Consider the following 15,246-nt stretch of genomic DNA (forward strand, 5'->3'; position numbering starts at 1 on the left):
GTGCGCGGGCTCTCGGCGTCACGCACCCGGCGAGGGCCCTGGCACCCCGGGCGGCCGCCCTCGCTCTCGGGGGCTCCCCGGATCAGCCCGCCGGCAGCACGAGCGTGCAGGTCTCTCCCGGTGCGACGGTGACGGCCTGATCGGTCAGCACCACGCGGATCGGGGACTCCCGCGACTCGGGTACGGCGATCTCCAGTTGCCCGCTCCGCAGCCGCACCCCGACACCCCAGTGGCCGCGGTACCGCAGCGGGAACCCATACTCGGACAGCGCGGGGAGCGGTACCGGATCCAGCCACAGCGCGTTCTCCCGGGTCTCCAGGCCGGTCAGGCCGCGCTGGACCAGGTCGAGGGTCCCCGCCATGGCGCCGAGGTGGACGCCTTCGCCGGTGGTGCCGCCCTGGATGTCGGCGATGTCCGCCTCGAGGGCCTCACGGCAGTACGACCATGCGTCGGCCCGTCTGACCCGCGCGAGGACCCAGCCGTGGACCAGGCCGCTGAGGGTGGAGCCGTGGCTGGTGCGGCGCAGGTAGTAGTCCACGGTCCGGTGCCAGAGCCGGTCGTCCAGGTCGTAGCCGAGGCGGCCGAAGAGCTGCCGCAGTTCGGCGGGTGAGAAGAGGTAGCCGAGCATCAGGACGTCGGCCTGCTTGGACGCCTGGTAGCGGTTGACGGTGTCGCCCTCGGCCTCGAGGATCCGGTCGAGGCGCCGGATGTCGCCGTACCGCTCCCGGTATCCGTCCCAGTCCAGCTCGGCGAGGTCGCCGTAGCCGTCGAACTGGCTGATGACGCCCCGGTGGTGGGGCACCCTCAGCCTTCTGGACACCTCTTCCCACCGGGCGGGTTCGTCGACGTCCAGTTCCACCCGCTCGAAGAGCTCCCGGCGGCGCCAGGCCGGGAGGCGCCCCACGAGGTCCACGGCACGGCCGAGTACCCAGGCGGCGGTGACGTTGGTGTACGCGTTGTCGTCCAGACCGGGCCGTTCCGCACCCGGGTAGCCGTCGTGGTACTCGTCGGGGCCGACCACGCCGCGAATGCGGTAGCGGCCCGTCCCGGGGTCCAGGGCGGCGGTGTCCGCCCAGAAGCGGGCGATCTGCAGCACCATCTCCGCGCCCTTGGTGTGGAGGAACTCCGTGTCGCCGGTGGCCTCGCAGTAGCGCCACACGTTGTAGGCGATGGCCGAGCCGACGTGGTGCTGGAGCCGGGTGCGGTCCGGCAGCCACCGGCCCGAACGGGGGTTGAGATGCAGCTGCTGGGTCTCCTCACGGCCGTCGCTGCCGCTCTGCCAGGGATACATCGCCCCGGCCCGCCCCGTCTCCCGGGCGGCCCGGCACGCCCGGGGAAGACGCCGGTGCCGGTAGTCGAGAAGCGCGCGGGAGACCTCCGGGAAGTGCAGGTTCAGATAGGGCAGCACGAACAGCTCGTCCCAGAAGACGTGCCCTCGGTACGCCTCACCGTGCAGTCCGCGGGCCGGTACGCCCACGTCGAGGTCCGCGGTGTGCGGTGAGAGCGTCTGCAGGACGTGGAAGAGGTGCAGCCGCAGCACCCGACCGGCCTGACCGGGCACCCGGATGTCGGCGTGCCGCCACAACTGGGCCCATGCGGTGGTGTGGCCGGCCATCAGGGCGTCGAAGTCCGCGGCCGTGGACGCCCGGTCGACCGCGGCGCCGAGCGGGTCGCCGATCGCCCGGTCGCGCGAGGTGTGCAGGGCCGCGGTCTTGTCCACGACGACGGGCACCCCGGGGGCGAGGGGGATCACCAGCCGGCGGACGGCCCGGTGCCGGGCGGGGTGGAGCAGCGACGAAGCCGGCCGGCCACCGGAGACGACGGTACGGGCCGCCATCGCGATACCGACGTCGGAGCTGTTGGTGCGGCACCCCAGCCACACGGTCTCGGACTCCTCCGTCCCGGTCTGCACATGGGCCAGGTGGTTGCGGCTGAGGGACCGGTAGCGGTGGACGTTCCCGTTGAGCACGTCACCGTCGATCGCCGACTCGACTTCGATCTCTCCCGACCAGTCCTCGGCGGTGAAGACGGTCCGCAGCACGGCGAGGTGGGGATCCGCCATGTGCACCGCGCGGATCTGCTCGACACCGAGCACGCCGGCCCGGCCGTCCCGGTAGCGGAACGTGCGGGTGAGTGTGCCCCGCCGCAGGTCCAGGGTGTGCCGGTAGTGGAGGAAGCTGTGGGAGTCCGGGGTGAACCACTGGCCCGGAGGTCCTTCGGCGGAGTGGATCCGGAACCGCAGGGGCAGCCAGTTCGGGAGGTTGACCAGGTCCTCGTTCACCACCGTGCGCCCGGCCACGGTGGACTCCAGGCGGTTGTAGCATCCGGCCGCGTAGGTCCCCGGGTAGTGCACCAGGCCCGCTGCGCTCTCCGGCACGGCCCCGCGGGTGGCGAAGTAGCCGTTGCCGAGCGTGCACAGTGACTCACGCAGCCGTTCGGCCGCGGGGTCATAGCCCTCGTACTCCCAGGTCCACTCCGGATTCGCCGTTCTCACCAGCCCTTCGTAGCGGGCCGTACGGGCACGCTTCCCGGCCCGGCCGTACGGGCGCAGGCGACGGCAGGCGCCGCGGGGCGGCAGGCGCGCTGCTGCTCATCGGCGGCCGGCCCCTTCGGGCGCTCGTCAAGCGTCCCTGTGAACACCGTCGCACCACCCGGTCGCCGACGCGACACGCGTGGCCGGCGCCGGGACGGCGATCCACCGGCGGCCGCGGGCACCGAGCCGGGCGCGGGAGCGACGGCGGAGCCGTCCCGCCGTGCGAGCCCCGGGCCCGCCCCGACCGGTATCGCCTCCGCGGCCCCGCCGACCGGTGGGCCGCACCGGCCAGGTCGGCATCGGCCGGGGCACTCTCGGCCAGGTCGGCATCGGCCGGGCACGCCTCGGCCGGCTCACTCCTCGGCCGGATCGATGCGGCGGCCGGTCACGCGCCGGGGCTGGATGGCCACCCACATCTCCCGTTCACCGCCCGCCCAAGGCCGGGTGTGCGCGCCTTCGGCGAGCCGCCGCACCGCGCCGGGATCCGTGACGTGTCGCGCCGGGCCGACGACGAGGACACTCCAGCCCCGGCTCTCGGTCTCGTCCAGATGATCGACCTCGAACGCCACCTCGGTGCCCGCGGCGGCCGCGGGCACCGAGCCGGGCGCGGTCCGGAAGGCGATCCGGTCGTCGACGACTTCGTAGTTCACCGGCACGACCGCCGGCCCGTCCGGGGTCGTGACGGCGACACGGCCCAGGCCGTGGGTGGAGAGGCGGGCGCGGCATTCGTCCGCGCCGAGGTCCCGCAGCCGGGGACGGAGGAGGGCCCGGCCCTGTCCCGGCGGCAGATCGGTGCCGCCCCCGCGCAGCGCTGCCACGCTCGTGCCCAGCGCGCCGGCCAGACGGGCGAGGGCCCCCAGACCGGGGTCGGCCGGGCGTTCCTCGAGGTAGGCAAGGTACTCGGGCGACATGGCGGCACGGCCGGCCACGGTGGCCCGGGAGAGCCCCTGCCGCTCGCGTGCGGCGGCCAGGCGCCCGCCGATGCCGCCGGGACCGGGTGGCCCGTCCGGCCGGGGGCCGTCGGCCCCCGCGCCCGGTCCCTCGGTACCCGCCTCCTCGACGCCTGCCCCCTCACCGCCTGCCCCCTCCGCACCCGTGGTCCCCGCACCCGGCCCCTCCGTGCCCGGCCCGGGGGGCGGTGCCGTCGCCCCGGGCGGGCGCCCGAGAGGCTCGAGATGCTCGAGGTGGCGGACATGGGCGTCGGACCCGGGGAACACCAGCGTCACCTCGTCCGTGTCCGACCAGCGCACGTCGTAGGGAGGTGTTCCGTCCGTGTGGTGGAGTCCGACGATCTCGCCCTCGCGCCTGGTGGCGCCGGTCGCCGGACTCTGGATGACGAGTTGGTCGCCGAGGTGAGCTCGCATGATCGCCGCCGTTTCCTCAGAATGTTGCTGTATCCAACGTGCCACTCGCGGCATGCCGCCGCACGGGCCGGAAAGCCCTCACCACAGGGCCGGTCAGACCGCTCTCGAGACGGCCGGGCGCGGGTCCGGACCGCTCACCCGCAGGGCCCGGGTGCCGACCCGCTCGGTACCTGACCCTGATCGCCGTCACGAGGCTCGAAGGGACGGGCGACATGCAGCACCGAACGGTCGCAGAACTCATGACCCGGCAGGTCGTCCGGGCGCGGCGCGATCTGCCGTTCAAGGAGATCGTCAAGCTTCTGGCGGAGAACGACGTCACCGCCGTACCGGTGGTGGACGAGCAGGACCGCCCGATGGGAGTGGTCTCCGAGGCAGACCTGCTGCGCAAGTCCGCGGACCAGGAGGACCCGTCCGGCCGTATGCCGATCCCGCGTCCGGAGGCCTGGGAACGCGCCAAGGCCGAGGGGGTCAGGGCCGAGGAGCTGATGTCGGCCCCCGCGGTGTGCGCGCGCCCGGAGTGGAACGTGGTCGAGGCGGCCCGTCTCATGGAGGTGCACGGCGTCAAGCGGCTGCCCGTCGTGGACGAGACGGACACGCTGCTGGGCATCGTCAGCCGGAGCGACCTGCTGCGGGTCTTCCTGCGCCGTGACGACGCGATCCGGGACGAGATCACCCGCGACGTGCTGCAGCAGACGCTGGGCCTCGCCCCCTCGGCGGTGGCGGTCGACGTCCTGGAGGGGCAGGTCACCCTGGACGGATCCGTCGAGTTCAGGAGCCTGGTCCCCATCATCGAGCGCCTGTGCAGAAGCGTGGACGGGGTGGTCTCGGTCTCCGCACACATCACGTACCGGAGCGACGACACCGGGAGAACCGCCACGGGCGGGTGACCCCCCGGTCCGGCAGGTGGGCCGCGGCATCCGGTCGACGGGCCATGACGGCCGCCGGACTCGGCGCCGCCTGCCCGAGGCCGCTCGTCCCTCACGGCATCGGGCCCGCGCCGTCCCGCCCGCCAAGAGGCACCGGCCCGACTCGTGTGCCGCACGACTCCGAGCCTCACCCCGATCCGGCCCCGCGGGTGCGGTGCGTCCGCGGGGCCGTCGGCGGGCGCGTACCCGGTCACCCGCGGAACCAGGCGTGTGTGGCGAGCTCGGGGCGCACGCCGCGCAGCGCCCGGGCGAGGACGACCGCGGTGGACATCAGGCCGACATGGCTGATCGCCTGCGGGAAGTTGCCGAGGAAGGAACCGTCGGACGGGTCTATCTGCTCGGGCAGCAGTCCGAGCGGGCTCGCGTAGGAGCACAGCCGCTCGAAGAGCTCCGCCGCCTCGTCGACGCGGCCCTGCCCGACCAGGTTGTCCGCCAGCCAGAAGCTGCACAGCAGGAAGGCCCCTTCGGGCTCGTCCACCCCGTCCGGGGAGACGCGCGGGAGGTAGCGGTAGAGCAGGCCGCCGCCGGCGCCGAGGGTGTCCGCGACGGCCCGCGCGGTGGCGGCCATCCGGGGATGGTCGGCCGGCACCACACGTCTGAGCGGGAGAGCGAGGAGGGAGGCGTCCAGGCCGCCCCCGCCCAGATGCTCCGTGAGGGCGCCCGCCCCGTCGTCCCACGCCTGCTCCAGGACCCGGCGGGCGAGGTCCCGGGCGTCCCGCCGCCAGCCCTCGATGTCGCCGGGAAGATCGAGCCGGCGGGCCAGCCGGGCCGCCCGGTCGAGGGCGACCTGGCACATCGCCGCGGAGTAGGTGAAGGGCCTCCCCTGGGTACGGACCTCCCAGATTCCTTGGTCGGGCCGGCTCCACGCGGTACGGGCCCGTTCGGCGAGCAGGGCGAGGTGCTCCCACCGGGCCGGGTCGAGGCGGCCGCCGATCGCGGCCCACTGGAAGGCGCAGTCGAGCAGTTCGCCGTACACGTCGTGCTGCACCTGCCGGGCCGCGGCGTTGCCCCAGCGCACCGGGGCGGACCCGCGATAACCCTCCAGGTACGGATCCTCCACCTCGTCGGGCGGCGGCAGCCCGTCGACGTCGTAGAGGACGAGCGGCCTCGTGTCGCGTTCCGCCGCGGTCAGTGCCCAGTTCAAGAAGCCCTTGGCCTCCATGGGCAGCCCGATGCGCCGGAGCGCGAAGACCGCGTAGGCGGTGTCCCTGATCCAGGCGTACCGGTAGTCCCAGTTCCGGGATCCGTGGAGGTACTCGGGAAGGGAGGAGGTCGGAGCGGCGATGATCGCCCCGTTCTCCACATGGTCCAGGAGTTTCAAGGTGATCGCCGAGCGCCGCACCAGACCGGGGTGGGGTACGTCCGCCACCACGTGGGAGGCCCATCGGCGCCAGACGCGGGCCGTGGCCTCCAGGTGTTCGCGGGCTCGGGCGGGCAGCAGGTCAGCGGCCGGCCGCGCACGGTCCCATGTCAGGGAGACGACCAGTTCGTCCCCCGCCTCGAGTACGAGCGTGCCGGACGGGCCCGGCAGCGGACGGGACGCGCGGAGCCGTGCGGTGGGAACCCGGTCCGGCCCCCTCAGGACCCATCCGTCGCCGCCCGCCTCGACGTCGTGGCCGGGCCCGGGCCGCAGGTGGCAGCGCAACTCGGCGACGCCCTGGGTGACGCGCACCCGGCGCAGCAGCTCACCGCGGCCGGCACGCGCGTCGTCCTCGAGCCTGGCTTCCGGGTCGAGCAGGAAGGCGTCGGTCAGTTCGACGGTGCCCTCGGGCCCCCGCATCTCCGTGACGAGGACGGCCGTGTCGGGGAGGTACCGCTGCCTGCTCGCTCTCAGCCGCGCCGGAGCCAGCAGCAGCGTCCCGCCCCTGCGGTGGTCCAGGAGGGAGGCGAAGAGCGGTGCGGAGTCGAAGCGCGGTACGCACAGGAAGCTCACGGCACCGTCCCGGCCGATCAGCGCGGACGTACGGCCGTCGCCGACGAGACCGTGATCGGCGATGGGAAGGTAGCCCTGGGCGCGTTCCACCGGGCGCCAGTCCTCCATGCAAGGGATGTACCCACAATCGACCCGGGCGCCTCAGCGCCTCAGCGCCCCGTCTCCCCGTTCCGGACTGCGTCCCTCCTCCATGGCCTTTCGGACAGACGGGCGGCGGCACTGGTCGGGACCTCGTCGTGGATCCGCGGAGGAGCCGCAGGTCACGGCCGACCGTCCAACGTCCGATCTTCGACGCAGCGAAGGGGCGCTCGCTTGCCCGTGGCGGATCCGGCTGCGAGCATCCCAGCGCGCGCTACGGCGGCCGGAGCACGGGACAGACGCCGGTCGGCCCCCCACCCGTTGGTTCTGCCCGTCGGACGACCAACACAGGAGTGCTCTCCCATGCTGCGCTCGAAACTCCGGTCCCTGTTCGTCGGCGCCGGCTCGGCCCTCGCCATCGCGGGTGTCGCCCTCGCCCCCACCACGGCATCAGCCGAACCGGCGCCCGCCAAGCACACCGCCGCAAGCGCGTCCGAGACCGCGGTGGCGCCGTCCGCCGCCGGGTTCTGGTCGTGCACGATCCCGCCCGGCTACACCTACAGCAACACGCAGAACACGCTGAACTGCTCCACCGGCGGCGGGTTCCGCACCATGTACTACGTGCAGCCTCCCGCGGACGGCCTGTGGGCGTGCACCACCATGCCCGGCTACACCTACAGCAACACCCAGAACACGCTGAACTGCTCCACCAGCGGCGGATTCCGCACCATGTACTACCTGCGCACCCCCAAGACGGGCCTCTGGGCCTGCACGGTCCCACCCGGTTTCACCTACACCAACACCCAGAACACGCTCAACTGCTCCACCAGCGGCGGATTCCGCACCATGTACTACCTCAGGGCGCTGTGACGTCCCGCTCCAGGGCGCTGTGACGTCCCGCTCCAGGGCGCTGTGACGTCCCGCTCCGCGCGCCCGCTCCGGGCGGCGCGCGGAGCGGGCGCGCGTGAGGGGCCGCCGACCGGACATCCTGCCGGGCGGCGGCAATGTGCACACGGGCGAGACGGCCTTCTCGGCGCACACGTGAGATCATCGACAAGACGGCAGGGGGGTAGACCCCTGGTGAGGGACTCCGGGGACTGCACGGGGCCCGCCCGGCACAGTACTCCCGCAGGCCTCTCCTCGGGCGGCGACGCTGCCCACCGAGGCGCGAGGAAGGAGGCGCCGAAATGGAGTGCTACGACTGCCACTCCCGGAAACTCAGGACGAGCGCCGTCGCCGTGTGCCGTGAGTGCGGTGTGGGCCTGTGCAGTGAGCACATGCACCTCGACACACAGACCGTGCACGGCGACGCCGGACTCGGGAAGACGACGGGGGACATCCCGGCCCGCTGCGTTCTGTGCTCCGTGTGCCGACGCGCCGAGCACAGCGTCTGGCGCGCGCCGCAGGCGAGCCGTCAGCACGTGTAGCCGGGCGACGGCCCGTGCGGCCGGCGGGAAACCGGAGGCTGCGGTGCGGAACCGTCGCAACCGTCGGCAGCGGACGCCGTAACGGGCGGCCGCGACACCGGCATCCGGCTCCCGGACGGAAGGCGGTCCCGGACGGAAGGCGGCTCCCGCGAACGGCCCCGCTCCGGAGGCGGCCCCCGGCCCTCGGCCATCGCTCGTGGTCATCGGCCATTCAGCCATCAGCCATCAAGTCGACGACGAAGACGCGGACCGCGGCACCACCGCAGCGCGGCGTGCCGTGATCCGCGACCCCGGAGGTGCTTTCCATGGATTGGTGGGTCTGGTTGATCATCGCGCTCGCGGTGCTGGCGGCAGTGGCATCGGCGGTGGTCGCCGTACAGGCACGGCGCCGCAGCGGCAGTGTCATCGCCGGCGGCCGCAGGTCCCAGGCCGGCGGGAAGGGCGGACGGACATGAGCACGTACCTGCGCGCACGGGAGATCAGCCAAGAGCCGGTGGTCACGCTGGCAGGCGAGGACGTCGCCCGGGTCAAGGACATCGTCTTCGACCCGATGCGCGGCTCCATCACCTGCTTCACCCTCAGCGGCCAAGGACTGCTCGCCGGCCCGCTCAAGCGCGCGCTGCTGTGGAAGAAGGTCCATGCGCTCGGGCCGGACGCGGTGATGATCCGGGACGAGGCTTCGCTGGAGGACGACGACGAGGCGGCGAGGGAACGCATCGACGCGCCTGGCGGGGGGAGCGTCATCGGCGCCCGCGTGATCACCGAGGACGGGACCGCGCTGGGCACGATCACCGATGTGATCATCGAGGCCTCCGGGACTCCCCGGGTGATCGGGTACGAGGTCGGCCCCACCGCCCGGACGGGGCAGACGGTCTTCCTGCCGGTGATCAAGCCGAAGTCCGTCTCGGGGGAAATGATGGTGGTACCGGCGTGCACGGCCGATTTCACGGCCGGGGATCCCGCCGGCCTCCCCGCCGCTGCCGAGGGCCTGCGGCGACGACTCGAGCAGGAGGCATGATGCTGTTCAGCACCACTCAAGGCCGCACCGTGGTCGCCCTGTCGACCGCGGAACGGCTCGGGACCATCGCCGCCTGCACGCTCGCGCCGTCGCCGGCGCACATCTCCGCTCTCCACCTCAAGACCCGCGGCCGCCACGGCCACATCATGCTGTGGAAGAACGTCCACTCCTTCGGCGAGGACGCCGTGACGGTCCGTTCCGCCGAGGGGCTGAAGCCCGAGAAGGAGCTCGACTCCGCCGAGGAGGCGCACAAGAGCCACGACCCTCTCGGCAAGCGCGTCCTCACGGAGGCCGGCGAGAGCATGGGAACGGTCGAGGACATCGACTTCGACGAGCAGGACGGCAGTCTCCGGGCACTTCTCACCACGGAGGGGAAGGTACCGGGCGACCGGCTCATGGGTGTCGGCAGCTACGCCGTGGTCGTGCACCGCCCCGGATGAGCTCGGCGGTTCCGGGGCCGCACCCCTCGGCAGCGCCCACCCCCGGAGGAACGGGAGAGCCCTTCGAGGCGCGTGGCACCGGCCCTGGCGCCGGTGATCCGGTGATCCGGTGATCCGGCGTCCCGGGGCGTCAGTGAACCGGCACCGCCGAGTCGCCGGCGGGGCCCGGCTGCCCTCCCTCGTACCTCGGGCAGGACGGTTCGCGGCAGGGACCGGGCTTCCACAGGGGCACGTAGAGCCCCATCGTCTTGTGCCGTTCGACGTCCGCGGTCACGGGGCTGTGGCACACGGGGCACACCCGCGCCCCCTGCGGTGTCGTGGCGTGCTCGATGCTGCCCATGAACCAACGATAGTGCGCTGAATGGGCTGAATGGGCGGATTCCTCACGAAGAGGCGCCTCCCCCGTCGGGTGGTGGCTCCCTCCCGTCCGGTGCGTCGCGCCGCGCCGAGGGCGTCTCCTCCCCCGCCCCGTCCCGGGCGGCGGGGCGCCGAAGGCTCAGCACGACCGACGCCGCCAGCACCACCGCGATCACGGCCAGGCTCACCGGTGACGGGATCTCCGGGATGCTGGTGCTGATCAGTTCGTGGGACGCCTGCAGGATCAGCTTCACGGCGATGAAGGAGAGGATCAGCGCGAGGCCCGTGCCGAGGTAGTGGAACCGGTCCAGCAGCCCGGCGAGCAGGAAGTACAGGGCGCGCAGGCCGAGGATGGCGAACGCGTTGCTGGTGTAGACGATGAAGGCCTCGTCGCTGATCGCGAGGACGGCGGGCACGCTGTCGACGGCGAAGATGAGGTCGGCCGCCTCGATCGCGACGACGACGGCGAGGAGCGGGGTGGCGACCCGTCGGCCCCCTTCCCTGACGAAGAACCTCATCCCGGCGTACTCGTCGCGCACCGGCACGACCCTGCGCAGCAGCCGCACGGCGATGCTCCTGCCCGGGTCGAAGCTGTCGTCCTCCTCCTTGAGGATCTTGTAGGTGCTGTAGAAGAGGACCGCGGCGAAGGCGTACAGCACGGCGGTGAACCGGCTGACCACGGCCACGCCGGCGGTGAGGAAGACGCCCCGGAACACCAGCGCGCCGATGACGCCGAAGAACAGCACCCGGTGCTGGTAGGCGCGCGGAACCTGGAAGTAGGCGAAGATCAGGGCGAAGACGAACAGGTTGTCGACCGAGAGGCTCTTCTCCAGCAGCCAGGCGGTCGCGTACTCCACACCGGGCGTCGGACCCAGGACCAGGAAGACCACCCCGCCGAAGACCAGGGCGAGACCCACCCACACACCGCTCCATACGGCGGCCTCCCTGAACCCGATGACATGCGCCTCGCGGTGCGCCAGCAGGTCGACGGCCAGCGACACCACCACCGTGACGGCGAACGCCGCCCACAGCCAGATCGGCACGTCGAGCACGTAGGCCCCCTCGCAAGGGCGGGGGTGGATGTCTGTCCTGGTGAAGAGTCTGACGCAGCGGCTCGGGCTTGTCGCCCGCGCGGCACCGCTCCGGCGGCCGCCGGGGGGTGTACCGCGGACGGGTGGTGCCGGGTTCGGGTACCCCGCCGGCTTCCCGGCGTCACCGTCCCGCGAGCGGGACGGGCCCCTCCGCGTGACGGGGGCTCATCCGGTCCCGTCCCCGCGCAGCATGCGGCGCTGGGCGAGGCGGTCGAGGTCGGCCGCGGTGACGATGCCGACGAGGTGCCGGCCGTCCATGACCAGGATCGGCAGGCCGACGCTCCGGGGCCGCGCGTTCTTGACGACCTCCTCCAGGAGCTCGTCCGGTGCGCACATGGTGCACCGGGCCAGGGGGACGGCCACGTCGCGCAGGCGCAGCGTCTCCCGCCGGGCCGCGGGGATCGCGGAGAGCCGGGGCAGCTGGAGCAGGCCGCTGGGGTATCCCTCGAAGTCGAGCAGCGGTACGGCCGAGTGGTGACCGTGCACGGAGGGACCGGAGGGATCGTCGACGTAGCGCTGCACGGTGATCCAGTCGGGGGCCGTCACGACGGGGCCGGCCATGACGTCCGCGGCGCGCACGCCCCCCAGGGCCGTGGTCAGGGACGCCTGCCGCCGCTCGGCGTTGGCGACGACGATGACGAAGAACCCGAGGACGGCCAGCCACAGTCCGCTCCACGAACCGCGCAGGACGGCCAGCCACCCGAGGGCCACGAGCACGATGCCGAGGATCTGCCCGCCGCGCCCGGCCGCCCGCTCGGCGCGCTCCCGGTCTCCGGTGCGCCACCACATCAGGGCCTGCACCACCCGGCCGCCGTCCAGCGGTGCCGCGGGCAGGAGGTTGAACACGGCGACGAGGAGGTTGGCCCAGCCGAGCCACAGCAGCACGGCGGTGGGTACCGCCCAGCCCGGTCCCGCGGCCAGTCCCATCCCGGCGCCGAGGGCCGCCGCCCCGACGGCGAGGCTGGTGAGCGGCCCGCTCACGGCGACGAGGAAGGCCGCACCGGGCGCGGGCGGCCGGTCCATCCGGGTCACGCCGCCGAGTGCCCAGAGGGTGACGTCGTGGACCGGAATGCCCTTGCGCCGGGCGGTGAGGGCGTGTGCGGTCTCGTGCGCCAGCAGACTGAGGAGGAGCAGCAGGGCGCCGGCGAGTCCGGCGACGGTGTAGGCGGCCGCCGAGCGTCCCGGGATCCAGGCGGGGAGCGTCTGGCTGCCCAGGCTGTAACCGAAGAGGAAGACCAGCAGGGGCACCGTCCAGTGGACGCTCAGCGGCACTCCGCAGACGCGGCCGATCCGGAGTGAGTTGTTCATGGCCGCCTCCCGCGCGCCCGGGCCGGGTCCGGTCGCAGCCGGACGGCCGGGCAGCCGGCCGCCGCGGTGCCCGGGCGGCGCCCGCGCGGCGGTGTCCTCGGCGCAAAGCGGGGCTCGCTCTGGGTCGGCACGCCCGTCCCGGGTCCCCGCGGGGTTCCCGGGTCCGGATCGGCCCGCTGAGGGCTGCCGTTCAGCAGCGCGGTGAGGAACAGACCGAGGATCGCGGTGATGGCGAGCACGGTGACGGCGGTCATCCTCCGGTTGCGCCGCTTCTCGGCGTCCCCGGAGCCGGTCTCCGGGTCCGTCTCCGGTCCGTCGGCGGCCTGCTGCCGGGGTTCGTCGGTGAACTGCCGGTTGAGGGCGTCCATGATCGCCGCCAGGTCGGGGTCGTCCCGGGCGAGGCGCCGTTCGAGGTGCGCGAGGATGCGCCCGTCGTCCCTGCCGGAGTTCATGTCACACACTCCGGGAGGGTGCGGACGAGCGCAGAGGCGGACGTGGTCCGGGACAGGGCATGGCACCCCCTCGCTCGTCACATGGCTCTCCACTGGCTCTACTGACGGATTACCCGTGCGCTCCGGCCGGACCCACCGCCCATGGGGCGGGGAAGGCCGTCTCGGCCGCCGTTCCTTGCCGACCGGCGGCAAGGAACGGGCGGGAGGAGGAAGGGCGGCCGGGCGAGGTGGAGTCCGGGCACGTGCGGCACTCGGGCACGGGACCGCCGGGCGCCCGCGCCTGACGTGACGACCGACCGCGGGGCAGACCGTCCTCGCCGGGCTCGGCCCCGCGACCGGCCACGCGACCGGCCACGCGACCGGCCCCGGAGCCGGTGAGGGCCGATCAGCCAAAGCGACACCCTCGAAAGGGTAAAGACTTTACAAAGCGGGCATAAGCCTCAACAACCGCGTTCCGGGGAGGTGGCCGCCATGGCCCAGGAGCTCCTGACCCTGCTGACCCTCGCGGGCTCCGGTGCCGCGCTCTACCTGGCGGCTGCGGCCAGAGTCGTCAAACAGTACGAACGAGGGGTGGTCCTGCGCTTCGGCCGGCTGCGCGAGCGCATACGCACGCCGGGCTTCACCATGATCGTCCCGTTGGTCGACCGGATGCACAAGGTGAACATGCAGATCGTGACGATGCCCGTGCCCGCCCAGGACGGCATCACCCGGGACAACGTCACCGTCCGCGTCGACGCGGTGATCTACTTCAGGGTCGTCGATCCGGCCGACGCGATCATCCGCGTCGAGGACTACCGCTTCGCCGTCTCCCAGATGGCGCAGACCTCGCTCCGTTCGATTCTCGGCAAGAGCGAACTCGACGATCTGCTCTCCAACCGGGAGAAGCTGAACCAGGGTTTGGAGCTGATGATGGACAGCCCGGCCGTCGAGTGGGGTGTCACCATCGACCGGGTGGAGATCAAGGACGTGTCCCTGCCGGAGACGATGAAGCGCTCGATGGCCCGGCAGGCGGAAGCGGACCGCGAACGCCGAGCCCGTGTCATCAACGCCGACGCCGAGCTGCAGGCCTCCAAGAAGCTCGCGGAGGCCGCCCGCGCCATGGCGGACCAGCCCGCGGCGCTGCAACTGCGCCTTCTGCAGACCGTCGTGGCCGTCGCAGCCGAGAAGAACTCCACTCTCGTCCTGCCGTTCCCGGTGGAGCTTCTGCGGTTCCTGGATCGGGCCACGCCCGGCCGGCCGGCGGGGCACGCCACGGCCCGGCCCCCGGCACTCGACCGGCCCGGCGCTGAACCCTCGCAGGACGTACGCCCGCCGGAGAGGCCGGCGGCCGGGCAGGCGGAGATGACGAACGCACCGGCGGAGCACCGCTCGATGGCGGGCACGGAGCAGGGCCGGCGCCGCTCCTGAAGGCCGCCGGCCGGTGGCACCGGCAGAGCTGGGGGGTGGGCTGCCTCCCGGCGCCTTCCTGAGGCTTTGCATAATGCAAGCATGGAGAGCGGAAGACGGCTGACATCGCGACGGCGCCCCTCTTCGCTCGGCGCCACACTGTGGGGTGCGGCCGCGTACAGCGGACGGCCTCCCGGGTGGCTGGTGGCGGAGGGCGTGGTGGTCGGGGCCGCGGGCTGCGCCACCGTGGCGGCGCCCGGAGTCGCGGGCACCCTCCTCGGCTCGGACGTCCTCAGGTCGGGCGACGTCGGGATCATGGTCGCGCTCGGCCTGGTGGTGTTCCTTCTGTTCCTGCGGGCAGGCAGGGCACTCGTGGGGCCCATCGCCGTCCTCGGCGTGTGCTGGGCCGTCTCCGCGCCCAAGGCCGCGACCGAGGTGCTGCTCGTCTGGGGCGGCGAGATCGGCAGCGCCGTCGTCACCTCCGTGGCGGCCGGGGAGGGCAGGGCGGCGGAGCGGCACTACTGCTCCGTACGGCACCCTGACGGCACGCCGGTACCCGGGCGCATCTGGCGAGGATGCAGCGCGACGACCGCCCCCGGCGACCGCATCGGACTCGTCTACGACCCGCAGGGCCGGGTACCACCGCGCGGGCTCGTCGCCTCCGGTCATGACCGTGGGCTGCTCGCCGAGTCGCTGGGCACCGGCCTCGCACTCGCGACGCTCAGCACGGTCGCGGTCGTCCGCTCGTACCACATGGACCCGCCCGGGTGACTGCCCCGCGCGGACCCGACCGGCGTGCCGAAGAGCCCGGGCACGCCCCCGGCCCTGCCCGACGTGCCGCCTGCAGGTGGCGCGGTCCGGCCGGGCAGCGGCAGAGCCCACGGGTGCCCGCCGCCCGCCCTCAGGCACGTCCGTCCGCGGCACCGTGCATGA

15 protein-coding genes are annotated in these 15,246 nt (G+C 73.1%); 7 read left to right on the top strand and 8 right to left on the bottom strand.

Annotation, left to right across the window (positions count from 1 at the left end; genetic code table 11):
• Nucleotides 1–82: 82 nt before the first annotated feature.
• Together DDW44_RS00835 and DDW44_RS00840 are read right to left on the bottom strand one after the other, a co-directional pair.
• Complete coding sequence (locus DDW44_RS00835; protein ID WP_108905204.1) at nt 83–2,494, bottom strand: glycoside hydrolase family 65 protein; 2,412 nt, start codon at nt 2,492–2,494, stop codon at nt 83–85.
• A gap of 392 nt (nt 2,495–2,886) precedes the next feature.
• Nucleotides 2,887–3,897, bottom strand: a complete 1,011-nt coding sequence (locus DDW44_RS00840; RefSeq protein ID WP_108905205.1) for a pyridoxamine 5'-phosphate oxidase family protein — start codon at nt 3,895–3,897, stop codon at nt 2,887–2,889.
• Nucleotides 3,898–4,109: 212 nt separating this feature from the next.
• Between DDW44_RS00840 and DDW44_RS00845 the strand changes: the two genes are divergently transcribed.
• Nucleotides 4,110–4,784, top strand: coding sequence for a CBS domain-containing protein (locus DDW44_RS00845; RefSeq protein ID WP_108905206.1), 675 nt, complete (start codon nt 4,110–4,112; stop codon nt 4,782–4,784).
• 229 nt (nt 4,785–5,013) lie between these two features.
• On the opposite strand, the gene DDW44_RS00850 is transcribed toward DDW44_RS00845, so the two are convergent.
• Entirely contained in the window at nt 5,014–6,864 is a 1,851-nt protein-coding gene (locus tag DDW44_RS00850; protein ID WP_108905207.1) for a glycoside hydrolase family 15 protein, read from the bottom strand.
• 333 nt (nt 6,865–7,197) lie between these two features.
• Between DDW44_RS00850 and DDW44_RS00855 the strand changes: the two genes are divergently transcribed.
• A complete protein-coding gene (locus tag DDW44_RS00855) occupies nt 7,198–7,704 on the top strand; it encodes a hypothetical protein (RefSeq protein WP_018890956.1) in 507 nt (168 codons plus the stop codon).
• 317 nt (nt 7,705–8,021) lie between these two features.
• The gene (locus DDW44_RS00860) at nt 8,022–8,261 is read left to right on the top strand and encodes a DUF2180 family protein (protein WP_017948232.1); all 240 of its coding nucleotides are present in this window, start codon (nt 8,022–8,024) and stop codon (nt 8,259–8,261) included.
• 211 nt (nt 8,262–8,472) lie between these two features.
• Here DDW44_RS00860 and DDW44_RS31880 read toward each other — a convergent pair whose 3' ends face one another.
• Complete coding sequence (locus DDW44_RS31880; protein WP_018890957.1) at nt 8,473–8,667, bottom strand: hypothetical protein; 195 nt, start codon at nt 8,665–8,667, stop codon at nt 8,473–8,475.
• A gap of 45 nt (nt 8,668–8,712) precedes the next feature.
• Here DDW44_RS31880 and DDW44_RS00865 point away from each other — a divergent pair, with 45 nt between their 5' ends.
• Both DDW44_RS00865 and DDW44_RS00870 read left to right on the top strand, forming a co-directional pair.
• On the top strand, nt 8,713–9,279 hold the full coding sequence (locus DDW44_RS00865; RefSeq protein ID WP_018890958.1) for a PRC-barrel domain-containing protein: 567 nt from the start codon (nt 8,713–8,715) through the stop codon (nt 9,277–9,279).
• A complete protein-coding gene (locus DDW44_RS00870) occupies nt 9,276–9,719 on the top strand; it encodes a PRC-barrel domain-containing protein (RefSeq protein WP_240800712.1) in 444 nt (147 codons plus the stop codon). The genes DDW44_RS00865 and DDW44_RS00870 overlap by 4 nt, the downstream gene beginning before the upstream one ends.
• 130 nt (nt 9,720–9,849) lie before the next feature.
• Here DDW44_RS00870 and DDW44_RS00875 read toward each other — a convergent pair whose 3' ends face one another.
• The 4 genes from DDW44_RS00875 to DDW44_RS00890 form a co-directional block, all read right to left on the bottom strand.
• Entirely contained in the window at nt 9,850–10,059 is a 210-nt protein-coding gene (locus DDW44_RS00875) for a hypothetical protein (protein ID WP_108905209.1), read from the bottom strand.
• A gap of 43 nt (nt 10,060–10,102) precedes the next feature.
• On the bottom strand, nt 10,103–11,128 hold the full coding sequence (locus DDW44_RS00880) for a TerC family protein (protein WP_108905210.1): 1,026 nt from the start codon (nt 11,126–11,128) through the stop codon (nt 10,103–10,105).
• A 204-nt stretch (nt 11,129–11,332) separates the two neighbouring features.
• Entirely contained in the window at nt 11,333–12,475 is a 1,143-nt protein-coding gene (locus tag DDW44_RS00885) for a site-2 protease family protein (RefSeq protein ID WP_108905211.1), read from the bottom strand.
• A complete protein-coding gene (locus tag DDW44_RS00890; protein ID WP_108905212.1) occupies nt 12,472–12,927 on the bottom strand; it encodes a DUF3040 domain-containing protein in 456 nt (151 codons plus the stop codon). The genes DDW44_RS00885 and DDW44_RS00890 overlap by 4 nt, the downstream gene beginning before the upstream one ends.
• A 471-nt stretch (nt 12,928–13,398) precedes the next feature.
• Here DDW44_RS00890 and DDW44_RS00895 point away from each other — a divergent pair, with 471 nt between their 5' ends.
• Together DDW44_RS00895 and DDW44_RS00900 are read left to right on the top strand one after the other, a co-directional pair.
• A complete protein-coding gene (locus DDW44_RS00895; protein ID WP_108905213.1) occupies nt 13,399–14,334 on the top strand; it encodes a slipin family protein in 936 nt (311 codons plus the stop codon).
• Nucleotides 14,335–14,415: 81 nt separating this feature from the next.
• Entirely contained in the window at nt 14,416–15,084 is a 669-nt protein-coding gene (locus DDW44_RS00900) for a hypothetical protein (RefSeq protein ID WP_240800713.1), read from the top strand.
• The last annotated feature ends 162 nt before the right edge of the window (nt 15,085–15,246 follow it).

Origin of the sequence: Streptomyces tirandamycinicus (genome assembly GCF_003097515.1) — a bacterium.
GTDB classification, from domain to species: domain Bacteria; phylum Actinomycetota; class Actinomycetes; order Streptomycetales; family Streptomycetaceae; genus Streptomyces; species Streptomyces tirandamycinicus.